The sequence below is a fragment of the Neobacillus niacini genome, from assembly GCF_030817595.1.
Taxonomy (GTDB): domain Bacteria; phylum Bacillota; class Bacilli; order Bacillales; family Cytobacillaceae; genus Neobacillus; species Neobacillus niacini_G.
In genome coordinates this window covers 67,200-89,721 of sequence record NZ_JAUSZN010000003.1, presented here as the reverse complement: position 1 = coordinate 89,721, position 22,522 = coordinate 67,200, and the positions used below count along the sequence as shown (strand labels likewise).

The following is a 22,522-nucleotide window of genomic DNA, read 5'->3' as shown; positions in this document are numbered from 1 at the left end:
TATGTATTTGTACTTTGTTTTTACCTAGTAACCCCTTTTGAGCTTTAAAATAAAATTGGATTTCTTGTGTTTATTGGATATAGTTTTCCATCTAATGCGAAAGAAATTTTACCCGTTTCTTCAGAAACAACTAGAGCAAGTGCATCGCTTTTTTCAGAAATTCCTAAGGCTGCACGATGGCGTGTTCCAACTTTTTTATCTCCAGTTACTACAGTTGTCAGTGGAAGTACATTCGCTGCTGAGACGACTGTATTTTCCCGTATTAAAACAGCTCCATCATGTAATGGATTCCCTGGATAAAAAATGGATTCCAATAATTTGGGTGTTACCATAGCTCCTATAGTTGTTCCCTTTTGGATAAGGGTGTCAACAGAATCACTACGTTCAACGACAATTAGTGCCCCATGTTTTTGTTTCGATAGAATTTGAGCAGCAATAGATAAATCATCATATGTATCCGTAAAGGATGATAAGTAACAATTTAAATAAAAGGAAGCGGCCATCGATTCAATTTTAATTAGATGTTCTTTCACATCCTCTAAACTCCCTAATACACAGTGATTTTCGTTACCTAGGATATTTAAATTGATTTCAAGTAAATTAATTATATTTCTAATACCATCCTCCAAATTTTGCTTTAATGGTGAAAAATCACAATTACTCTCCATGTGGATATTCCTCCAACTATTCTTCGGCTAAATACTTATACCTATATTTGCACTTTAGAAATAGTATTAGTCTTGAGTTTAGAAATTATAGATATGACTTTCCTCAAAAACTTGCAGGCTACTTTCATTGATTTATGCGTCTATATTTACTATAATTTATATAGGTTACTAAAAGTATACATGTTACTTTTTATATTTTTAATTTAAGAAGCGAGGTATGGAAAATGAATATGTTAGAATCAAAAGTAATTCAAACTAGATCTGAAAAAGAAATATTTATAGAAGAAAAATCAAATATTGAATTGAACGAGTTTCGTACACTTATAAAGAACACTCCTTTTTATGAATTTATGATTGGACTTGATCTAATTCGAATTAGGGATAATGAGTATTACGGAAATAAAAAAAGTTACGTTACTATAAGAATTTCAGAAGATTTACAATCTCTTTTCGTATTAGAGCCTGATCTCCAAAGTATCTTTGCAGTCAAAGATAAACAAGAAAAAGAAGCGGCAATCGAATTAATTCAATATCTTTTAGTTAATTCTCAAACTTTTAAACAAGTGGTATCTGAGATGATTAGTAACCTAAAGAAAATAAATATCGTTAATGGATTTGAAGTCAAGGAAGTAAAGGCTAAACTGGCTGTGCTGGAAAGAATATTAAATGTAAGTGAGGAAGATGTTAAATTCATGATTCGAAAGGAAAAAATAGCTTAGTTTTTTTAGAAGGAGAACGACCCTTAGTTATTGGCTTTTCTCTTTATTTATTTAAATTAGATAGAAAGGTATAGCTGCTGCACTCAAAAAAAGAACCCTAGATAACATCTTTTTGTTATCAGGGTTCTTTTTTTGAAGATTTCTGTCTTCCTTAATAAGACCTCCTGCTAAAACGATCATGCATACGTCTCGCTTTTTCTTCTTCATCTATTATAACGAGTAGACTTGCAGAAAAATTTATAAAAATAAATATAAATAAAAATAGCTGCATTCCTACGCTTATATTAAGTTAAGTTATTGGTAAAAGCCTATCATAGAAACAAAAAAGGCAGTCCAATTCGTATGTGAATAGGACTGCTTTTTAACGCGTTATTTAATGTTTTGTGCTAGTAAACAGAATCTTGTTAATCTAAGACAAGAGTGCTTTTATTTACTATTATTTAGATATGCGTTTTTGTAATTCTTCTCTTTCCGCTTCATATCCTGGTTTTCCTAGGAGGGCAAACATGTTTTTCTTGTATGCCTCTACACCTGGCTGGTCAAAAGGATTAACTCCCATTAGTAATCCGCTGATTCCACACGCTTTCTCAAAGAAATACACCATTTCTCCGAAAGTATACTCATTTAATTGATCCAATTCGACAGTTAGGTTTGGAACTCCACCATCCACATGAGCTAAAACTGTACCTTGTGCAGCATTCTTATTGACATAGTCCATGGTCTTTCCAGCTAGATAATTTAAACCATCCAGGTCGGCATCCTCTTCATCCAGAGTGATGTCTATTTTAGGTATTTTTACAGTTACAACTGTCTCGATAATGTCACGGCGACCTTCCTGGACATATTGTCCCATTGAATGAAGATCTGTGGTGAAATCGACAGAAGCAGGATACAGACCCTTTTGGTCCTTTCCTTCACTTTCACCAAATAACTGTTTCCACCATTCTGATACATAATGAAGGGAAGGTTCAAAGTTTACCAGTAGTTCAATTGATTTTCCTTTACGATAAAGGGCATTTCTGACTGCCGCGTATTGATAACTTTGGTTTTCTGCCAAGTTCGGGTTATTATACTTATCCGCAGCAGCGGCGGCACCTGCCATCATTTTATCAATATCTAGCCCGGCTGTCGCAATTGGTAATAAACCTACTGCTGTTAATACCGAGTATCTGCCGCCGACATCATCAGGAATGACAAAAGTTTCATATCCTTCTTCATCTGCAAGTGTTTTTAATGCTCCTTTAGCACGATCTGTTGTCGCATAAATACGTTTTTTCGCTTCTTCTTTACCATACTTTTTTTCCATATAATCTCGGAAAATACGGAACGCAATAGCAGGCTCTGTTGTTGTTCCTGATTTTGAGATGACATTGACCGAAATATCTTTGTCCTTAATCACATCAAATAAATGGGTTAGATATGTAGCACTGATATTTTGTCCAGCAAAATAAATCTCTGTTTTATCATCCATTTGGTTATGAAATGTATGAGATAGTGACTCTATCGCAGCTCTCGCACCAAGATAAGAGCCACCGATACCGATTACGATCAACGCATCGGAATTACTGCGGATTCTTTCAGAAGCAGCTTTGATTCTTGCAAATTCTTCTTTATCATAGTTATACGGCAGATCTACCCATCCAAGATAATCAGAGCCTGGTCCTTTTTTCTCGTGGAGCATGTTATGTGCTGTTTTCACAAATTCACTTAAATAACCCACTTCATGCTGCTGCATGAATGATAATGCATTCGAATAATCAAAGGTAATAGTCATTGTTGTTTCTCCCTCTTTCTTTCCTTCAGGCTTCAGTAATTTTTTCTTACGTATATCCTTATTAAGGACTAATCTTAATGTGGGATATCCTGATTGTCTTTCATCATACTTATGAAGGACTAATCCCCAAAAACCTTCCCGTTTTTCTTTATCGACCTTTAAGAATGAAATTTAACAAAGGCTTTCAATTAATTAATGTGTAAGGGCGTTAGTCCTAACCTAACCTAGCCAAGATAGGAGATAACGCCTCTCATTTTTCAGTAACTTTTAAACAGTTTTCCAGTCCGCAGCAAATTTTTCAAGTCCTTGGTCTGTTAACGGATGTTTTGATAATTGCTCAATTACCTTAAACGGAATGGTAGCAATATGTGCTCCAGCCAACGCTACGCGGGTTACGTGATCTGGATGACGTACAGATGCTGCAATGATTTGTGAATCAAGTTTTTGAACACGGAACATTTCTGCAATTTTTGCGACTAGTTCTACACCATCTTCATTAATATCATCTAAACGTCCTAAGAATGGTGATACATAAGTTGCCCCTGCACGAGCTGCCAATAATGCCTGGTTCACACTAAATATTAGAGTAACGTTAGTCTTAACACCTTTTTTTGTTAAATAGCGGCAAGCCTCAAGTCCATCAAGGGTCATTGGAAGTTTGATGGTAATATTTTTATCCCCGCCATTAATTTTAATCAGTTCGTTTGCTTCCGCAATCATTTGTTCAGCAGTCAAAGCATTCGGTGTTACCTCGGCTGACACTGACTCCACTTCTGGAACAGCATTTAAGATTTCTGCAATACGATCTTCGAATTTAACGCCTTCTTTAGCTACTAGGGAAGGATTAGTTGTAACACCAGATAACACGCCAATTTTATAGGCCTTTTTGATTTCCTCTAGGTTTGCAGTATCGATAAAAAATTTCATGAAATATTTCCTCCAATTTTAATATAGTTTTTTTTAATTCTTTACAACAGCATGTCCGCCAAATTCATTTCTTAACGCCGCAACAACTTTTCCTGTAAAAGTATCGTTTTCTAAGGAACGGTAACGCATCAATAAAGACATAGCAATAACTGGCGTAGCAGTCTGAAGATCTAACGCTGCTTCTACTGTCCATTTTCCTTCACCTGAGGAGTGCATAATCCCTTTAATTTCATCCAATTTAGCATCTTTTGAAAATGCATTTTCTGTTAGCTCCATTAACCATGAACGAATAACAGAACCATTATTCCAAACTCTTGCTACCTTTTCATAATCAAAATCAAATTCACTTTTTTCCAGTACTTCAAAACCTTCCCCAATTGCAGCCATCATTGCATACTCTATTCCATTATGAACCATCTTTAAGAAATGTCCGCTGCCTGCTTTACCAGCATATAAGAAGCCATTTTCAACAGCTGTATCTCTGAAAAGAGGTTGTACTACTTTCCATGCTTCTGGATCACCGCCGATCATATAACAAGCGCCATTTCGAGCACCTTCCATACCGCCTGAAGTACCTGCATCCATAAATCTTACGCCGATTTCCTTTAATTCATTGTAGCGTTGAATCGATTCCTTATAGTGTGAATTACCTGCTTCAACGATAATATCACCCTTTTCCAAATAGGGTAAGATCTCACCAATAACAGAATCTACCACTGCATGCGGGACCATGATCCAGACAATTCTTGGATGATCTAAGGATTGGATGAGTTCTTTATAACTTGATACACCTGTAGCTCCATATTCCTTCATATTTTCTACTGCACTTGGATTAACATCAAATGCTACCACTTCGTGCTGGTGTTCCATTAAATTTTGCCCTAAGTTCAATCCCATTTTTCCTAAACCAATAAGTCCGACTTTCATTATGTTCTCCTCCAATGGTGTATAATAATTTTTTTCTGTTTCATTAATCATCTAACTAAGAATGTTGTAAGACACTTTTTGCTATCCGTACTACATTGTCAGTGGTAAATCCAAACTGCTTCATAACTGCTGTTCCTTCACCAGAGGCACCAAAAGTCTCTATGGAAAGAATTTCCCCTTCAAATCCCACGAATCTCTCCCATCCAAGTGAAATTCCCATTTCTATGGCAACTCGTTTTGAATTTGAAGAAGGGAGCACCTCTTCTTTATATTCCGTTGGTTGCTGACTAAACAATTCCCAGCTTGGCATTGCAACAACACGTACAGATATTTTTTCCTTCTCAAGTTCTGTTTTTGCGTTTACTGCCAATGATACTTCTGAACCTGTCGCAATTAAAATCACATCCGGTGTTGCATTTGTTTCTTCAATTACATACGCTCCCCTTGAAAGGTTCTCCAAATTAGCTTTTGTCTCATTAAAGACCGGTAAGTTTTGGCGGCTTAAGATCAACGCAACCGGACCTTCTGTCTGCTGAAGAGCATATGCCCAAGCATTGGCAGTCTCATTTGCATCCGTTGGTCTTATCACCGTTAAACCTGGTATAGAACGAAGTGCTGCAAGATGTTCAACCGGTTCATGAGTAGGACCATCCTCACCAACTGCGATGGAATCGTGTGTAAATACATAGATGACTGGAAGCTTCGATAATGCCGCTAGACGGATAGACGGACGAAGATAATCATTAAATACAAAGAAGGTACTTACAAAAGGTTTCACACCGCCGTGATACGCCATACCATTGGATGCTGCTCCCATTGCATGTTCACGGACCCCGAAGTAAACATTACGTGCTCCGTATGATTCAACTGCATACATTTGTTCACCTTTAATTTCCGTCATAGTAGAATGGGACAAGTCTGCACTCCCGCCAAAGATAGTTGGAACAGATTTTACATAATGGTTGATAGCTTCTCCGCTGGCAACGCGTGTTGAAACGGCTTTACCTGTATCAAAGGTCAATATATCGTTTGTATCAATCAGTACTTTTCCATCTATAGCATTTGTTAATCGGTCAGCTAATTCTGGATATGCTTGCTTATATGATTCGTATAAGCTCATCCAGTTTTGTTCAGCATCGATCCCTTTATTCTTTAATTGTGCAAAGTGTGCTTTTACTTCCTCTGGAACGTAGAAATCTTCTTCATAAAGCCAGTTATATGCTTGTTTTGTCGCTTTTCCTTCTTCTGCTCCCAGTGGTGCACCATGTGCTTTATTGGTCCCTGCTACCTTTGGACTGCCATATCCAATAATCGTTCTGATTTCAATTAAACTTGGCTGGTCTGTTTTTTGTTTGGCTGCTTCGATAGCGTTAGAAATAGCTTCAAGGTCATTTCCATCTTCCACTCTCAAATAGTGCCAATTTGCTGATTCCGCCCTTTTCTCAATATTTTCAGAGAATGAAGCATTTAATTCGCCATCCAATGAGATATCATTTGAATCATAAAGAACTACCAGCTTCCCAAGTTTCATATGTCCTGCCATTGACATCGCTTCATAAGAAACACCTTCCATTAAGTCACCATCTCCAACTAACGCATAGGTATAGTGATCAATAACCCGGTGTCCTTCTTTATTAAACTTTGCTGCTAAATGTGCTTCTGCCATCGCCATTCCAACAGCATTCGCAAACCCTTGGCCTAATGGACCTGTGGTTGCTTCTACTCCAGCAGTATGACCGAATTCAGGATGCCCAGGCGTTCTGCTATTTAATTTTCGGAAGTTTTTCAAATCATCAATCGTGACATCATAACCAGCTAAATGAAGCATGCTATACAGCAAACTGGATCCATGACCTGCCGATAAAACAAATCGGTCACGGTTAAACCATTTTGGGTTTTCAGGGTTGTGATGAAGATGTTTTGCCCATAATGCATACGTCATGGGTGCTGCTCCCATTGGTAGACCAGGATGTCCTGAATTTGCTGTATTAATTGCATCAATAGATAGTGTTCGAATCGTAGTTACTGCTAACTGATCAATATTTTGAGACATCGTTAATTTCCTCCAGATTATCTTAGATGTTTAGTAAAGTATCCTTTGTTTCTTGAAGCGTTTCATCAAGCCACCATTTAAAGCCGTTTTCCTCCAGCAAGGAATCAGAAGCTGCAGGACCATATGAACCTGACTGATAATGATGGAGCGGTACTAAATTGTTCTCAAATGCATGAAGAATCGGCTGCACCCATTCCCATGACAATTCAACTTCTTTCCAATGTGCAAAGAAGGTGGAATCCCCGTTAACTGCATCATAGATTAGTCGTTCATACGCTTCTGGTACACCTAATCCTATCTGTTCATTAGAAAAATTAATTCTGATTGGAGTAACCTTTCTATTATCCAATGGGTTTTTGCTGTTTAATTGTAAGGAGATATTTTCATTCGGATTGATTTCAATCATTAATAGATTAGGTTCAATTTGATTATTTTTATCTTCGCTATTTTTAAATTCGATCACAATTCGCGTTAATTTTTCCTTCATTCTTTTTCCTGTACGAATGTAAAAAGGAACTCCAGTCCATGATGGATGATCCACCCACAAACGGGCAGCAACAAATGTATCAGTTGTAGAAGAAGGATTAACTCCAGGCTCTTCTATATAACTTGGAACTTTTTGATCATTTATCTCGCCTGAACTGTATTGGCCGCGGACAATATCGTATGAGACATCTTCTTCTTTTAAAGGACGTAGAGACTTAATGACCTTCCGCTTCTCATGTCTTATTCCCGCTGCGTTAATTTTTTCAGGCTTATCCATGGCAGTCATCATCAAAATTTGCAGCATGTGGTTTTGAACCATATCACGGATTGCTCCTGCTTGGTCGTAATAACCCGCTCGCTTCTCAACCCCAACAGTTTCACTAGCAGTAATTTGGACATTTGCAATATGGTCTTTATTCCAAACCGCCTGCAGAATGGGGTTGGCGAAAGCCAAGGCTTCCAGGTTCTGAACCATTGGTTTGCCTAGGTAATGGTCGATTCGATAAATTTCCTCTTCTTCAAAAGCACGGCTTAGTTTTTGATTGAGTTCACGTGCAGATTGGAGGTCATGACCGAAAGGCTTTTCAATGATTAATCGTTTCCAGCCAACTGTCTGACCTAGGCCGCTATTTTTTATATTTAGGGCAATCGTGTCAAAAAATTCTGGTGCCACAGAAAGATAAAACATTCGGTTTTCCGTTAAATTAAGTTCTTCTTCCCGCTGCTTCACTAATTGAAGCAGTTGTTGATAATCTTCTTTACTGTTGACATCCAATCTACTGTAGCGAAAATAGTCTAAAAACTCTCCCATATTTGCTGCCTCATGTTCTAGGCGGCGTGAAAAGTCTAAAATAGAGTCTTTCACTTGCTCTTGAAAATCAGCATGTGAAAGTTCCCCTCTTCCGAGTCCGATAATAGATATGGACTGTGGTAATTTTTGATCAACATATAAGTTATAAAGAGCTGGGAAAATCTTCCTCATTGCTAAATCCCCTGTTGCTCCAAATAAGACAAAGGTCATTGATTCCATTATTTTTCCCCCAAGTTCAATTTATGACTTCTCCCATTTTCTAGCTGCGGATGATTGTTGCAAGCTTTTTATCTTGAATGGTAATCACACGATCTGCCATTCCTACAAATAATCCGTTATCAACTACACTTGGTATAAGGTTTAGGTTCTTCTCTAACTCTTTTGGGTACGTAATTTCTTGAAAGTTGCTGTCTATAATATAGTTACCGTTATCTGTTACATAAGGGGTCCCATCCTTTTGCCGCAGCCTCGGACTTGCCCCAAGTTCCCTAATATGTTTTACTGTCATTTCGTAACCAAATGGGACGACTTCTATCGGCAGTGGAAAAGTTCCTAGTGTATCGACATTTTTATCAGAGTCGGCAACGACAATGAAAGTTTTAGCTGCTGCAGCAATGATTTTCTCTCTTAAAAGAGCACCGCCGCCTCCTTTAATAAGATTTAACTTAGGATCTACCTCATCTGCACCATCAATTGCAACATCAATTTGCTCAACCTCATCGAGCGATACAAGTGGAATGCCAAGTTCTATCGCTAATTTTTTTGTTTGTTCAGAAGTCGGAACTCCTATAATAGTAAGTCCCTGCTGGACTAACTGACCAAGCTTCGTGATGGTATAAAATACAGTAGAACCTGTACCTAGTCCAACTACCATTCCGTCTTTCACATACTCAACAGCTTTTTCTCCAACTTCTTTCTTTTCATTCAAGGCATTGTCCCCCTTCAACTAAAGTTGGGATTACTAGATATTAATCTGTCCATTGTTTTGCAACTTGTTCCAATGCCATTTGCAAGATTTGTGTTTCAGGAGTGTCCTTTCTTGCAATGACATTGGTTTGATAGTTCTTCCCTTTAAAATTAAGTTTTACAGTTACTACGATCATCGTGTTCACTCCTTATCTTTTTTTGTGAATTATAAAAGTTATATTTAATAACCTAGGTAACTTTATGTAACCATAATATATCGCAACACTAATTATCGTCAAGTGAAGTATCTCGAAATTGAGATATTTTTTAATAACCTTGCCAAGTCCTTATTAATAAACAGAAATCAACCGACCTATTGAATGAGCTACGTAAATACTTGGGGTACACAATTACTTCAAATTATTCTAGGGCATTAAAGGTTAACTGTCTATTTAAGATGGTTCTATTTTCCCTTTAGTTGTTATACGCAACATTCCCGGCACCTTATTGAATATCCTGCTTTAACAAACCTGTCACCGCTAGAATTCCTGTAGATAGCTATTTTTCGCGTTTGAAAAAAATAGAGCCCCTCAGTAAGATGATTATACACACACAACACAAAATCATTCTTAGGAGGAAGCTCTATTATGAAGTTTAAAATGCAAGACAAACAAAATCAACTAATTGAAAGAATTTCGATCAAACATCTTATTGTCGGAATAGATATAGCCCAACAGTTTCACGTTGCTCGTGCCGTAAACTTCCGTGGCATTGTTATTGGTGATCCTCTAACGTTCGAAAATAATGAAGATGGCTTTGCTAGATTAATACAATGGATTAATCGGTTGAAAGCTTTAAAGGGCTTAGATACAACGATCGTTGGTATGGAGCCAACCGGACACTACTGGGTTAACTTATCAAAATGGCTTTATGAAAGAAATATTGAAGTAGTGACAGTAAACCCCCACCTTGTAAAAAGAAATAAAGAAAATCGTGATAATACCCAATCTAAAAGTGATAAAAAAGATGCCTTAGTTATCGCTGATATGGTGAAGAATGGCTATTATTCGTTTATTCGCCCTTCTTCAGAAATCTTTGAAAAACTACGAGTCTTAATGTCTAATCGTGACATGACCGTAAAAAGACTTGTTAGTGCTGTAAATCAGATTAACCGTTGGGTAGATATTGTTTTCCCAGAACTTCGGCAAGTTTTCAAAGATGTTAAAGGAAAAGGGGCAATCGCAACACTTCGCTTATTCCCTACCCCACTTGAAATTAGTTCAATGAAACCACAGGATATCGTGAACGGCTGGAAAACCTTAATGAAACGACAAGCTGGTTTAAGAAAGGCACAACTACTTATTGAATTAGCTACCCATTCTGTTGGTACACCACAAGCTCTTGATGCTTATAAATTACACTTGGAACAATTACTTGAAGAATTCGATCTAGCTACAGCCCAACTGGAAAGAGTTGAAAAGGAAGTCACTGAAGTTCTTAGTAAAATACCTTTCGCTAAAAAATTGCTTGCCATTAAAGGCATAAGCGAAATTGCACTTGCAGGTATTTTAGGAGAAGCTGGAGATCTCAGTGGTTTTGCTCATGGTAATTCTTTATTACGACATGCAGGGTTACATTTAGCAGAGGCAAGTTCAGGTAAATGGAAAGGACAAATTGTCCTCTCAAAACGAGGAAGGTCCCGTTTACGACGCTTTTTGTACCTAGCGACAATGAGCCTTGTCATGAACAACCCCGATTTTAAAGAATTGCATTCTAATAATGTTAATGTAAAAAAGATGAAGAAAATGAAGTCCATCATGAAACTAATAAATAAATTCGCAAGAATTCTAGTAGGAATGGCAAGAAAAAATGAATCTTATCGTTCCGACAAAGTACAACCTTTAATTTCAATAGCTGCTTAATAAAATTTCCAACATATCTTCAATTACAGGTAAATTAATAAACTAATAGATAAATATATATCGAATATTGGCTTATTCGTAGGATTTCAAAGAAAGTACGAAGGACCGGATTACTTAAGCATAAGGGCTCTGACCCGTTCCGTTAGAAAGACCGGCATCTACCACTTGGATAGGTATGACGAAGGAATGAGAGGGCATTTGACCCGTTGAGACATGGGAGCGAAAACCTCCAGGGGTGGCGTGGAGAAAACGTACATTATATGGAAAATAGTGGAGATATCACTACCTCCTTTATTTAGGTATGCCTTCATGTAGCCAAAATGCTTAAAACTCTTTTCATCAGTCCCCTGATGTAATCCAAGTTATTTGAAATCCTGCGAATAAGTGAGTATTTGAGAGATAATCGAATCTAACTGAGGGAGCTTAAGTGCATTCTTTTTTATTACGCAGTATTTACTCTACTACGTAATAGAATAGTGCCCCCAAACACTCAATTCAAAAGGATCATCTACTTGTTCCCCTTTTTTATATAATCTCCTCCCAATGTATCTTAAATTAATGTTATGAATTTTTAATCTTATCTTTGGTAATAATGGACTTTTAGCAACAAAATATTTTTAGGAAAGTGAGGATACTAATGAAAGGACATTTTTACAGAAGAGGATGCAAGTGCAATAAGAAAAAATGCACTTGTGGGTCTAAGTGGGCTTTCACCGTTGATATTGGATTAGATCCAGTTACCGGCAAAAGAAAGCAAAAGGTAAAAAGCGGCTTTAATACTAAGCAGGAAGCTGAAGAAGCTGCTGCCACTTTATTTCACGAATTTAAACCAAGGAATATATTTAGAGGAAAGAGAAAAAATGTTTAAAGACTTTGCAATTGAGTGGCTTCCTATCTACAGTGATTCTAAAGATGTAAAGCCCGGAACGATTCGAGTGCGCCTTCATGAAATCGGAAAGTTGTTGCCCTACTTTGCCAAATTAAAGTTAAAGGATATTACAAGAAAGATGTATCAGGACGCTCTAAACGATTTAAAGAACCAAGGTTATTCTGATAGCACAAGGGAAGGAATTCATCGAACAGGGAGGATGATTTTTCGAAAAGCTTTGGAACTAGAGTTAATAAAGAAGGACCCGACTGAATTCGCTTATGTGAAAAAGGATAAGAAAACGATTGAACAGTTGGAAGAAGAGGAAGTTCCTAAGTATCTTGAAAAAGAAGAGCTTGCCTTATTTTTAGAAATAGCCAAAGCCAATGGCCTTGAACATGATTACTTAGTTTTTTTGATTTTAGCCTATACGGGAATTAGGGTGGGAGAATTAGTTGCTCTCAAGTGGAAGGATATAGATTTTAAAAACCACACTATCAGCATTACCAAAACTTATTACAATCCTAATAATAATACGCTGGAATATCAGCTAGTCACACCAAAGACGAGAAAATCACGACGAAAAATCATTGTAGATGATGAGGTGATTCATGAATTGATGGTACATAAAAAAGTTCAGGAGAAAGTTATCGAACGGCTTGGGAATATTTATAATAATAAGAACTTTATCTTTGCCAAGATGGAACGGCAATATGGTTATCCCATTGTCATTAAAACCATTCAAAACAGAATGGCAAGGCTACTTAGAATTTCAGGAATAAATCCTGATTTAACACCACATTCCTTACGCCATACGCATACCTCGCTTCTTGCAGAAGCTGGAATTTCACTTGAACAAATCATGGACAGGCTTGGTCATACCGATGATCAAATAACGAAAAATGTGTATCTGCACGTAACCCAAGAAATGAAAAAAGAAGCCTCCCAAAAGTTCGCTGAACTTATGAGAAGCCTCCGTTAATTCCTCAATGTTAGCAAAATGTTAGCATTCCACTCTCATCTTACTCCAAAGCCCAGTCATATCAAGGGTTTGGGGGTGTTATTACATCATGCCGCCCATTCATTTTCATATTTAATAGAAAGAAATGGTGTATAAAAAAGGCTTTAAATCAACATTTCAAAATAGTTTGACTTAAATGTTTTAAATACGATATAAAGCATTGGAGGACAAATAGGAGGACAAAAGAGGACTACTAAGTATATATAAAGCCCTTCTCAATTGATTGGGGCTTTTCCTCTTCAGCAGACAATCCTTCTTCAACTCAAGCGCCCTATAGGTTAAGTGCATTACTTCACAATCTTTCCTTTTATACTAAAAAAGGGTCGCCGTAGCAACCATTAACGATTCATTTTATACTAAAAATTATAGATAAATTTATGCTTGGATCGATTTTCTAAAGGCGACTTGCGCTATTTCCTTTTTGATACTATGAATGTCTTTTACTATAGTTTGGGTTAGAAGCTATTTTAATTAATATATAAAGAATAAAAAATCCAATTCCTAATCCAGGAATTAAAGACAACATTGGAAGCCAAATAGGACCAAATGATATTCCTAAAATGATTTGGCGACATGAGACCTATTGTGACAAAATACGCTCCAAAGGCAAATGGAAAAAACGATAAGCGGGGATTTTCCCCTTCCGCAAATTTATAGGCATCATACATAGCAAACATAATAAACACAAGGAGTAAAACATAAGCCATTGGTAATCCGCCACTGCTGCAGCTTCTTTTATTTTGCCAAGAAAACGCGGAAGCCAAGTCCAGCAAGCATGGTTAATCATCCCCAAATTGTCTTTTGTTTATTAAAAACGGAACCGACTTTATTGTAATAGATGTTCTAAATAATGCTTATTATGAAGAATACTTGGATGATCAGGAAGGTATTGACGGGCGATCTCGTTATGTGTATAGGCTAGTGCATGGTTCCCTATTTGTGAGTAACACACGCATAATTGTAAATGCGGAAGCCAAGTCCAGCAAGCATGGTTAATCATCCCCAAATTGTCAGTGGGCTTTTCGAGTTGGGTAGCCAGTTTGTACCAAAAAAGAGCTTGATAGGGGTGATTATTATGAAGGAACCTGTACCCTAATCTGCAGCAAAAATCAGCTCGAGGTGAGTCGTATTCAAAAGATTTTAATATATAATGAAGCTCGTTTTCATGATCACCTATTGCATTATAACAATCGGCAAGCCTGCCACATGCAGAAATGTAATCTTCTACCCATCCATTATTTGTTGCTAAAAATTGTTTATAGTACTTGATAGCATCCTCAAGCTTATCGTGTTCAAGCAGTTCGTTTGCATAGTAAAATAAGTCTCTGGGAGAGAATTGTTCACCGTGTTTTAGACGGTTTTCATAGATAAGGAGATTACGGTCAGAGTGGTGATGTATACTACAATGGGTAACAGCAACCTCGCTGTGTAGAATATTTCCCCAAACTTCCAAGTACTCGTGTACTGCCCCATACCATTGGAAGTTATTTTTCCTTTTTACAAGGCGATTACGCCGCAGGCTCGTAATGACTTTTCCTTTTTCATCAATGTTCAGATTATAATGCATGGTGACTGAATCAATAGTAGTGTCAAGTGTCTCCTTCAACTTTGAAAATTTTTTGCAATCATCTTCCATTAAAACATCATCCGCATCTAACCAAAAAATGTAATCCATTTTGGCGTTTTTAAAAGCGAAATTACGGGCTGCAGCAAAGTCTTCAATCCATTGGAAGTCGAGAATATGATCCGTATATTGAGATACAATTTCTTTCGTTTTATCTGTTGAACCTGTGTCTACTATAATGATTTCATCTACAAGGTCTTTTACCGAATCAAGACATCTTGCAATAGTGTCCTCTTCATTTTTTACAATCATGCAAAGACTAATTGTAATCATGTTTAATTAGCTCCTTTAACCCACGATTTTCCTATTTTTAAGTTACGTAAAAAGACAATGTATGGTGTGTACACTCTTGGTAATTGGTTATATAAAAAAATCAATTACGCCCTCAATATCATGCTGTACATAAAATTGAGGGGCGATTAATTGAAAGTTGTTGGATATACAAAGTTTTGAATTCCTTTATTGCCCTGTGAACCACAAGTTTTTTCTCCAAATGTTCCTACCTATCCGCCTGGAACCTAGTGAAAGCTTAGTACAAATTCGCACTGATTTTATGAGGGTTCCTAATCATTCAAAACTAATTCAATTTTTTAAGGACAATAGAAGCGTTTACGTTTGTTTGTGTGCCTCCAGCTAAAGTTTGAAGGATAACTGCTGCAGCAGAACTATGATTTCGAAGGGTAAGAACATCTCCAGCTGATATGGCGATTATAGCCTGACCGTTGTTTTGCTGAGTTCCAGCCCCTGAACCATAGACGGTTCCTGCAACAGGGGCACCATTTAAAAATAGTGAGAATTGGTTTGGTTCTACACCTGACACGGAGAAAGTAACCTCGTAGTCTCCAGGAGTGGTAACTAAAATTTGAGAGGTTCCAGGCGCATGCGTAATTCCAGGTGTAATTATTCCATTTGAATCAAAAATAACATCAGCCTCTATAGGCACAACCTGAGCACTGAGATTGTAAATATAACCGTATTGGGATAATCCACCTGCTGCTCCCGTTGCTCCTGTTGCTCCTGTTGCTCCAGCAGGTCCTGTTGCTCCTGAAGGTCCTGTTGCTCCTGCAGCTCCAGCAGGCCCTGTTGCTCCTGTATCTCCAGCAGGTCCTGTTGCTCCTGTTGCTCCTGTTGCTCCTGAAGGTCCCGTTGCTCCTGTTGCTCCTGAAGGTCCCGTTGCTCCTGTAGCTCCAGCAGGTCCTGTTGCTCCAGCAGGTCCTGTTGCTCCTGAAGGTCCTGTTGCTCCTGCAGCTCCAGCAGGCCCTGTTGCTCCTGTATCTCCAGCAGGTCCTGTTGCTCCTGTTGCTCCTGTTGCTCCTGAAGGTCCCGTTGCTCCTGTTGCTCCTGAAGGTCCCGTTGCTCCTGTTGCTCCTGAAGGTCCTGTTGCTCCTGCAGCTCCAGCAGGCCCTGTTGCTCCTGTATCTCCAGCAGGTCCTGTTGCTCCTGTTGCTCCTGTTGCTCCTGAAGGTCCCGTTGCTCCTGTTGCTCCTGAAGGTCCCGTTGCTCCTGTTGCTCCAGCAGGTCCTGTTGCTCCTGTTGCTCCAGCAGGTCCTGTTGCTCCTGAAGGTCCTGTTGCTCCTGCAGCTCCAGCAGGCCCTGTTGCTCCTGTAGCTCCAGCAGGTCCTGTTGCTCCTGTTGCTCCTGTTGCTCCTGAAGGTCCCGTTGCTCCTGTTGCTCCTGAAGGTCCCGTTGCTCCTGTAGCTCCTGAAGGTCCCGTTGCTCCTGTTGCTCCTGAAGGTCCTGTTGCTCCTGTTGCTCCTGTTGCTCCTGAAGGTCCCGTTGCTCCTGTAGCTCCTGAAGGTCCTGTTGCTCCTGAAGGTCCCGTTGCTCCTGTAGCTCCAGCAGGCCCTGTTGCTCCTGTATCTCCAGCAGGTCCTGTTGCTCCTGTTGCTCCTGTTACTCCTGAAGGTCCCGTTGCTCCTGTAGCTCCTGTAGCTCCTGAAGGTCCCGTTGCTCCTGTTGCTCCTGAAGGTCCTGTTGCTCCTGAAGGTCCCGTTGCTCCTGTTGCTCCTGAAGGTCCTGTTGCTCCTGTTGCTCCTGTTGCTCCTGTTGCTCCTGAAGGTCCTGTTGCTCCTGTTGCTCCAGCAGGTCCTGTTGCTCCAGCAGGTCCTGTTGCTCCTGAAGGTCCTGTTGCTCCTGAAGGTCCTGTTGCTCCTGTAGCTCCAGCAGGTCCTGTTGCTCCTGTAGCTCCTGAAGGTCCCGTTGCTCCTGAAGGTCCCGTTGCTCCTGAAGGTCCCGTTGCTCCTGCGGCTCCAGAAGGTCCTGTAGCTCCTGTAGCTCCAGAAGGTCCTGAAGGTCCTGTTGCTCCTGCAGCTCCAGAAGGTCCTGTAGCTCCAGCAGGTCCTGTTGCTCCAGAAGGTCCTGTTGCACCTGTAGCTCCAGCAGGTGCGTTTACCTTGACCACGACTTTTTGCTCGACTTTAGATTTGCATTGACATGTTTTGTGCTCACAATCATTACATTTTTTTTGATTGCATTGACATGTTTTGTGCCCGCAATCTTTACATTTTTTTCGATTGCATTGACATGTTTTGTGCTCACAATCATTACATTTTTTTCGATCGCATTGACATGTTTTGTGCCCGCAATCTTTACATTTTTTTCGATTGCATTGACATGTTTTGTGCCCGCAATCTTTACATTTTTTTCGATTGCATTGACATGTTTTGTGCTCACAATCATTACATTTTTTTCGATCGCATTGACATGTTTTGTGCCCGCAATCTTTACATTTTTTTCGATTGCATTGACATGTTTTGTGCCCGCAATCTTTACATTTTTTTCGATTGCATTGACATGTTTTGTGCCCACAATCTTTACATTTTTGATTGCATTGACATGTTTTGTGCCCGCAATCATTACATTTTTTATCATTACTCAATTTTCCCACCTCCTTTAATCAGAGTTACGGTATTATATGATGGGAAATTTATTCGGAATGGACAAGTTCCCTAAATTTTTTAAATTTGATTTCAATATTTTCACTTGTTTATAACACTCAGTATCATATTAATGGGAAAATAAGGGTGGGCCGGTACAATTAAACTAAAGATCACCCAAAGAGCAATTTCGTAAGATATATGTTTTAAATTCAGTCACCTTCAAAAACTCGGGTACCAGTACATTATCTATCTATTCTGATGAAGATTCGTAAGCTATTACATATTCAAAGATAAAAAAAATCTCCCTATCCAGGAGATTTAATAATTAATACGTTATTATTTCTAAAAGTTCATTAGTCATATGGCTCCCCAGTTGTTCGGATCTAAAGATTGTTTAGATGAGGAGAAAAACGGATTCAAATCTGGTTGACAATAATTATTGTTACCAAATACTTCGAGATACCATATATTAGAAATAAATGATATTTTGAGTGGTGATGGCTATGTGTACAATTACTCTTTGTATGATTGTGAAAAATGAAGAAGAGGTTTTGCATCAATGTTTAAGTAGTGTAAAGGAAATTTGTGATGAAATAATTATTGTTGATACAGGTTCAATGGATAAGACTAAGGATATAGCAAAGAATTTCACAGAAAAGATTTTTGATTTTGAATGGATTGATAATTTTTCAGCTGCAAGAAACTTTGCTTTTAGTCATGCTACAAAGGACTATATTTTATGGTTAGATGCAGATGATATTTTACTAAAAGAAGATCATCAAAAATTTAAAATACTAAAGAAAAATCTAAATGCTTCAATTGATGCGGTTTCTATGATTTACAATATCGCTTTCGATGAATACGGCCAACCAACCTTTAGTTATAGGAGAAACCGTTTAGTAAGAAGAGAGAAAAAATTCAAATGGATTGGTCTTGTACATGAATATTTAGAAGTTAGCGGTAATATTTATACAGCTGATATAGCTATTACTCATCGAAAATCGGATAAAACTAAATCTGTTCAAAGTGACCGAAACATTCTTATTTATGAAAATCGTCTAAAAAATGGAGAAGACTTTTCACCGAGGGATTTATATTATTATGCAAATGAATTAAAAGACCATGCCGATTTTCAGAAAGCTATAAAGTTTTATCACAATTTCTTAGATACAAAAAAAGGATGGATTGAAGATGAAATCCGTGCCTGTATAAACATGGCGGAGTGTTATAGAAACCTTGGTAATTTAATAAAAGAAAAAGAATCACTTGTGATGTCATTTATTTATGATGTACCACGACCTGAAGCTTCATGTCGATTAGGGGACTTATATAAAGAAAACAAAGAATTCAACAAAGCCATTGTATGGTACCGCCTAGCTCTTGAAAAAGAGGCAGTTAATAACCCTGGGTTTAGGCAAGAGGCATATTCAACATGGTATCCACATCTTCAGTTATGTGTATGTTATTGGGAAACAGGAGAGCAAAAACTAGCTGAAGAACATAATAATAGGGCCAAAGTATATCGACCGAATGACTCAAGTGTGAAGACAAATGAAAAGTTTTTTAAAAATTATTTTAAAAATTATGACGTGTAATAATTAGGATTTTTTATAAAAACGTTTCTATTCTCCTTTGTATGAAAATATGCTGATCTGTATTAATCATTTTGGGAGGTGAGATTTTTACTAATAATTTCTCAAACTCAAACTGAATACACATAAAAACGAGAAGGTTTACTTAAATAATCCTTCCCGTTTTTTTATCCTTTTTGTTAAACAGAACTGAGTTTTGAATTTGAGATTTTTAACAAAATTAAATTAATCGATTACAATACCTGCGCTTGCAAAACCTACAAGAGATGTGAGAACAGAAACTGCAGTATCTATAGAGAAAACCATTAATAATTTATCCCCTGTAACAACCGGGAGTGCCGTTGCAGCAGTACCAGTAGAAACGTCTAAAAGGTTAATTATAGGTCCTAAAGCTGGTGATAAAAGTACAAAGGCGCCTGATGGAGAAAAGGTATTGCTAGCTGCAGGTGCCGTATATAATTCTGCTCTTACGGTAACAGGTGTACCTATAATTGCTGCCACTGTCGTACTAAAGAATGCAGATATTGATGATACAGTTCCGGCACGAGGAACCACGAATGCGAAGTCAAGAACGCCTCCGATACCAGGGCTCAGAGTAATTGTTCCTCCACCAATAGTAACACCATCAAAAGAACTTCCGAATCCAATAAGAGCCCCAGTATCAAGTAATCCTCCTAAAACACTCGTAAGTGCAACAGGAGTACCTGACGCATATGCAATTATAGCACCAGCTCCAGGAGTTCCAGTCGCTCCTGTTGCCCCAGCAGGTCCCGTTGCTCCTGTTGCTCCAGCAGGTCCCGTTGCTCCTGTTGCTCCTGAAGGTCCTGTTGCTCCGGTTGCTCCAGCAGGTCCTGTTGCTCCTGTTGCTCCTGACGGTCCCGTTGCTCCTGTTGCTCCATCAAGTCCCGTTGCTCCTGTTGCTCCTGAAGGTCCTGTTGCTCCGGTTGCTCCATCAAGTCCCGTTGCTCCAGCAGGTCCTGTTGCTCCAGCAGGTCCTGTTGCTCCAGCAGGTCCCGTTGCTCCTGTTGCTCCAGCAGGTCCCGTTGCTCCTGTTGCTCCATCAAGTCCCGTTGCTCCTGTTGCTCCTGCAGGTCCTGTTGCTCCGGTTGCTCCTGAAGGTCCCGTTGCTCCTGTTGCTCCATCAAGTCCCGTTGCTCCTGTTGCTCCAGCAGGTCCCGTTGCTCCTGTTGCTCCTGCAGGTCCCGTTGCTCCTGTTGCTCCTGCAGGTCCCGTTGCTCCTGTTGCTCCAGCAGGTCCCGTTGCTCCTGTTGCTCCAGCAGGTCCCGTTGCTCCTGTTGCTCCATCAAGTCCTGTTGCTCCTGTTGCTCCTGAAGGTCCTGTTGCTCCATCAAGTCCCGTTGCTCCTGTTGCTCCTGAAGGTCCTGTTGCTCCATCAAGTCCCGTTGCTCCTGTTGCTCCAGCAGGTCCCGTTGCTCCTGTTGCTCCATCAAGTCCTGTTGCTCCTGTTGCTCCAGCAGGTCCTGTTGCTCCAGCAGGTCCTGTTGCTCCAGCAGGTCCTGTTGCTCCAGCAGGTCCCGTTGCTCCAGCAGGTCCTGTTGCTCCAGCAGGTCCTGTTGCTCCAGCAGGTCCTGTTGCTCCTGAAGGTCCTGTTGCTCCTGAAGGTCCTGTTGCTCCTGAAGGTCCTGTTGCTCCTGAAGGTCCTGTTGCTCCTGAAGGTCCTGTTGCTCCTGAAGGTCCTGTTGCTCCTGAAGGTCCCGTTGCTCCTGAAGGTCCTGTTGCTCCTGAAGGTCCCGTTGCTCCAGCTGCTCCAGCAGGTGCGTTTACCTTGACCACGACTTTTTGCTTTACTTTAGATTCGCATTGACATGTTTTATGCCCGCAATCTTTACATTTTTTTCGATTACATTGACATGTTTTGTGCCCGCAATCTTTACATTTTTTATCATTACTCAATTTTTCCACCTCCATTAATAAGAGATACGGTATTATATGATGGGAAATTTATTTGGAATGGACAAGTTCCCTAAATTTTTTAAATTTGATTTCAATATTTTCACTTTTTTTAATAACACTCGATATCAAATTAATAGGAAATAAGAATTGGCCGATAAAAAGCCTAAATTAAAGATCACCCCAGAACAATTTCGTATGAGATATGTTTTCAATTCAGTCACCTTTAAATACTCCGGAAAACATGTACATTATCTATTCGGATGAAGATTCCTATGCTGCAACTACATATTCGAATATAAAAAAAATCTCCCTAATGCAGGAGATTTAACAATTATTACGATTTTAATTCTAAAAGTTCCTTAGTCATAGGGCTCCCCAGTTGTTTGAATCTGCAGATTGTTGAATTCTCCATTAGAGCCCTGTGAGACCAAGGTAATTTCTGCCGAATATTTCCTTCCCTTTCATCCGGCCGGTTTGATCGAAAGCTCGGAAACTGCTTTACAACTTCACTTTGAGTTTGTGAGAGTTTCATATCCATTCGAAACTAATTTAATTTTTTAATGACAATAGAAGCGTTTACGTTTGTTTGTGTGCCTCCTGCCAAAGTCTGAATGGTAACTGCTGCCGCAGACGTTTACTAAAGGAGGAATTATTATTTAACCGGTATATTAATCATCTGTATTTTTATTTTTGAGAGGTTGCTATTAATGACACTGTTAGTAAACTCTTAAACGAGTAATGAGAAATATCAAAAATGTAAGAGAAAAAGTTGGTCGTTTTAAACAATTAAATGCCCAATATTTCTAAACAGACATGTTGGGGTGAATTCTGATTGTAATCTGCAGATAGTAGTTAATTCGTTTCCTTTGATTTTGATGTTCGTCTCATAAATTTACTAAAATCATTATTTTTTTAAGCAACGATGAAGTTATTTATAAAGTTCAATTCAATTATATAAAATTAAAAAGGGCTGTTTGCCCGAACAATTGGGGAAGAATCTTCAGGTTTTGTAGCTTTGACAGTTTCAGACGATTCAGTGACTTTTTTAGATACAGAAGGATCAGTCACATCAGATGAACTCAGTAATGGCTCCCAAATTTGTCCATTAAACCGATAGATAATACGTGTTGTCATATCAATAAACAAGTTACCAATCATTTGAGATTTAGGACGTTCAGCTGGTGTACCTACCTGGATAAAAATAAAACCTCCAGCATCCTCAACAAGATTGATCAATTCATCTAATAATTCACCATTGATCATATAGAATTACCTCCCTTTTTTATATAGATATAGGGGAAAATAAATAAATAAGTTACATGTATACTTGAGTTGTATCGATATATGATTATAACTATAATCGATATGTCTGAGAGTGTTACAAAATAATAGACATACAAGAATAAGCATATAAACACATCTGCTGTTTTG

At 38.7% G+C, this 22,522-nt stretch carries 16 protein-coding genes and 2 pseudogenes; 4 read left to right on the top strand and 14 right to left on the bottom strand.

All coding sequences use genetic code 11. The features are described 5' to 3' along the window. Positions 1 to 44: 44 nt before the first annotated feature. The gene (cdaS, locus tag QFZ31_RS33365) at positions 45 to 668 is read right to left on the bottom strand and encodes a sporulation-specific diadenylate cyclase CdaS (RefSeq protein WP_307312461.1); all 624 of its coding nucleotides are present in this window, start codon (positions 666 to 668) and stop codon (positions 45 to 47) included. A 224-nt stretch (positions 669 to 892) separates the two neighbouring features. On the opposite strand from cdaS, the gene QFZ31_RS33360 reads away from it, so the two are divergent. Further along, positions 893 to 1,387 (top strand): hypothetical protein, encoded by a 495-nt coding sequence (locus QFZ31_RS33360; RefSeq protein WP_307312458.1) that lies wholly within the window; start codon positions 893 to 895, stop codon positions 1,385 to 1,387. 436 nt (positions 1,388 to 1,823) lie between these two features. Here the strand turns inward: QFZ31_RS33360 and QFZ31_RS33355 are convergent, their stop codons facing one another. The 7 genes from QFZ31_RS33355 to QFZ31_RS33325 all read right to left on the bottom strand — a co-directional run bounded on the left by QFZ31_RS33355 (position 1,824) and on the right by QFZ31_RS33325 (position 9,468). After that, a complete protein-coding gene (locus QFZ31_RS33355) occupies positions 1,824 to 3,161 on the bottom strand; it encodes a glucose-6-phosphate isomerase (RefSeq protein WP_307312455.1) in 1,338 nt (445 codons plus the stop codon). 267 nt (positions 3,162 to 3,428) lie between these two features. Further along, on the bottom strand, positions 3,429 to 4,088 hold the full coding sequence (gene fsa / locus QFZ31_RS33350) for a fructose-6-phosphate aldolase (RefSeq protein WP_307312452.1): 660 nt from the start codon (positions 4,086 to 4,088) through the stop codon (positions 3,429 to 3,431). 33 nt (positions 4,089 to 4,121) lie between these two features. After that, positions 4,122 to 5,015: a phosphogluconate dehydrogenase (NAD(+)-dependent, decarboxylating) gene (gnd, locus tag QFZ31_RS33345; protein WP_307312449.1), complete on the bottom strand. Its 894-nt coding sequence runs from the start codon at positions 5,013 to 5,015 to the stop codon at positions 4,122 to 4,124. A gap of 55 nt (positions 5,016 to 5,070) precedes the next feature. After that, positions 5,071 to 7,068 (bottom strand): transketolase, encoded by a 1,998-nt coding sequence (gene tkt, locus QFZ31_RS33340; protein ID WP_307312447.1) that lies wholly within the window; start codon positions 7,066 to 7,068, stop codon positions 5,071 to 5,073. A gap of 22 nt (positions 7,069 to 7,090) precedes the next feature. Next, positions 7,091 to 8,584, bottom strand: a complete 1,494-nt coding sequence (gene zwf / locus QFZ31_RS33335) for a glucose-6-phosphate dehydrogenase (protein ID WP_307312444.1) — start codon at positions 8,582 to 8,584, stop codon at positions 7,091 to 7,093. Positions 8,585 to 8,624: 40 nt separating this feature from the next. Then, positions 8,625 to 9,293, bottom strand: coding sequence for a ribose-5-phosphate isomerase RpiA (rpiA, locus tag QFZ31_RS33330; RefSeq protein WP_307312441.1), 669 nt, complete (start codon positions 9,291 to 9,293; stop codon positions 8,625 to 8,627). A gap of 40 nt (positions 9,294 to 9,333) precedes the next feature. Continuing rightward, positions 9,334 to 9,468, bottom strand: a complete 135-nt coding sequence (locus QFZ31_RS33325) for a BA3454 family stress response protein (protein ID WP_307312438.1) — start codon at positions 9,466 to 9,468, stop codon at positions 9,334 to 9,336. Between the two features lie 450 nt (positions 9,469 to 9,918). Here QFZ31_RS33325 and QFZ31_RS33320 point away from each other — a divergent pair, with 450 nt between their 5' ends. Both QFZ31_RS33320 and QFZ31_RS33315 read left to right on the top strand, forming a co-directional pair. Beyond that, positions 9,919 to 11,193 (top strand): IS110 family transposase, encoded by a 1,275-nt coding sequence (locus QFZ31_RS33320; protein ID WP_307309915.1) that lies wholly within the window; start codon positions 9,919 to 9,921, stop codon positions 11,191 to 11,193. Between the two features lie 637 nt (positions 11,194 to 11,830). Next, a pseudogene (locus QFZ31_RS33315) lies at positions 11,831 to 13,043 on the top strand (tyrosine-type recombinase/integrase). Between the two features lie 865 nt (positions 13,044 to 13,908). Here the strand turns inward: QFZ31_RS33315 and QFZ31_RS33310 are convergent. The 3 genes from QFZ31_RS33310 to QFZ31_RS33300 all read right to left on the bottom strand — a co-directional run bounded on the left by QFZ31_RS33310 (position 13,909) and on the right by QFZ31_RS33300 (position 17,577). Next, positions 13,909 to 14,979 (bottom strand): glycosyltransferase family 2 protein, encoded by a 1,071-nt coding sequence (locus QFZ31_RS33310; RefSeq protein ID WP_307312436.1) that lies wholly within the window; start codon positions 14,977 to 14,979, stop codon positions 13,909 to 13,911. Positions 14,980 to 15,283: 304 nt separating this feature from the next. Beyond that, positions 15,284 to 17,107, bottom strand: coding sequence for a BclA C-terminal domain-containing protein (locus QFZ31_RS33305; RefSeq protein ID WP_307312433.1), 1,824 nt, complete (start codon positions 17,105 to 17,107; stop codon positions 15,284 to 15,286). After that, positions 17,095 to 17,577, bottom strand: a complete 483-nt coding sequence (locus tag QFZ31_RS33300) for a hypothetical protein (protein WP_307312431.1) — start codon at positions 17,575 to 17,577, stop codon at positions 17,095 to 17,097. Before QFZ31_RS33300 ends, QFZ31_RS33305 begins: the two co-directional genes overlap by 13 nt. A gap of 511 nt (positions 17,578 to 18,088) precedes the next feature. Here QFZ31_RS33300 and QFZ31_RS33295 point away from each other — a divergent pair. Continuing rightward, positions 18,089 to 19,180 carry a glycosyltransferase family 2 protein gene (locus QFZ31_RS33295; RefSeq protein ID WP_307312428.1) on the top strand — a complete coding sequence of 364 codons (1,092 nt, stop codon included), beginning with the start codon at positions 18,089 to 18,091 and terminating at the stop codon, positions 19,178 to 19,180. 222 nt (positions 19,181 to 19,402) lie between these two features. Here QFZ31_RS33295 and QFZ31_RS33290 read toward each other — a convergent pair whose 3' ends face one another. The 3 genes and pseudogenes from QFZ31_RS33290 to QFZ31_RS33280 form a co-directional block, all read right to left on the bottom strand. Continuing rightward, positions 19,403 to 20,971: an exosporium glycoprotein BclB-related protein gene (locus QFZ31_RS33290; RefSeq protein ID WP_407074844.1), complete on the bottom strand. Its 1,569-nt coding sequence runs from the start codon at positions 20,969 to 20,971 to the stop codon at positions 19,403 to 19,405. A gap of 664 nt (positions 20,972 to 21,635) precedes the next feature. Continuing rightward, positions 21,636 to 21,725, bottom strand: a pseudogene (locus QFZ31_RS33285) (collagen-like protein); the annotation flags it as partial. Between the two features lie 326 nt (positions 21,726 to 22,051). Next, a complete protein-coding gene (locus tag QFZ31_RS33280; protein ID WP_307312424.1) occupies positions 22,052 to 22,354 on the bottom strand; it encodes a hypothetical protein in 303 nt (100 codons plus the stop codon). Positions 22,355 to 22,522 lie beyond the last annotated feature (168 nt).

Bases quoted from the DNA above. Each gene is read 5' to 3' on its own strand.
- QFZ31_RS33355 (WP_307312455.1), bottom strand. From the start codon at position 3,161: ATGACTATTACCTTTGATTATTCGAATGCATTATCATTCATGCAGCAG.
- QFZ31_RS33300 (WP_307312431.1), bottom strand. From the start codon at position 17,577: ATGATAAAAAATGTAATGATTGCGGGCACAAAACATGTCAATGCAATC.
- tkt (WP_307312447.1), bottom strand. From the start codon at position 7,068: ATGTCTCAAAATATTGATCAGTTAGCAGTAACTACGATTCGAACACTA.
- QFZ31_RS33325 (WP_307312438.1), bottom strand. From the start codon at position 9,468: ATGATCGTAGTAACTGTAAAACTTAATTTTAAAGGGAAGAACTATCAA.
- QFZ31_RS33310 (WP_307312436.1), bottom strand. From the start codon at position 14,979: ATGATTACAATTAGTCTTTGCATGATTGTAAAAAATGAAGAGGACACT.
- zwf (WP_307312444.1), bottom strand. From the start codon at position 8,584: ATGGAATCAATGACCTTTGTCTTATTTGGAGCAACAGGGGATTTAGCA.
- QFZ31_RS33295 (WP_307312428.1), top strand. From the start codon at position 18,089: ATGTGTACAATTACTCTTTGTATGATTGTGAAAAATGAAGAAGAGGTT.
- gnd (WP_307312449.1), bottom strand. From the start codon at position 5,015: ATGAAAGTCGGACTTATTGGTTTAGGAAAAATGGGATTGAACTTAGGG.
- QFZ31_RS33280 (WP_307312424.1), bottom strand. From the start codon at position 22,354: ATGATCAATGGTGAATTATTAGATGAATTGATCAATCTTGTTGAGGAT.
- fsa (WP_307312452.1), bottom strand. From the start codon at position 4,088: ATGAAATTTTTTATCGATACTGCAAACCTAGAGGAAATCAAAAAGGCC.
- QFZ31_RS33320 (WP_307309915.1), top strand. From the start codon at position 9,919: ATGAAGTTTAAAATGCAAGACAAACAAAATCAACTAATTGAAAGAATT.
- cdaS (WP_307312461.1), bottom strand. From the start codon at position 668: ATGGAGAGTAATTGTGATTTTTCACCATTAAAGCAAAATTTGGAGGAT.
- QFZ31_RS33360 (WP_307312458.1), top strand. From the start codon at position 893: ATGAATATGTTAGAATCAAAAGTAATTCAAACTAGATCTGAAAAAGAA.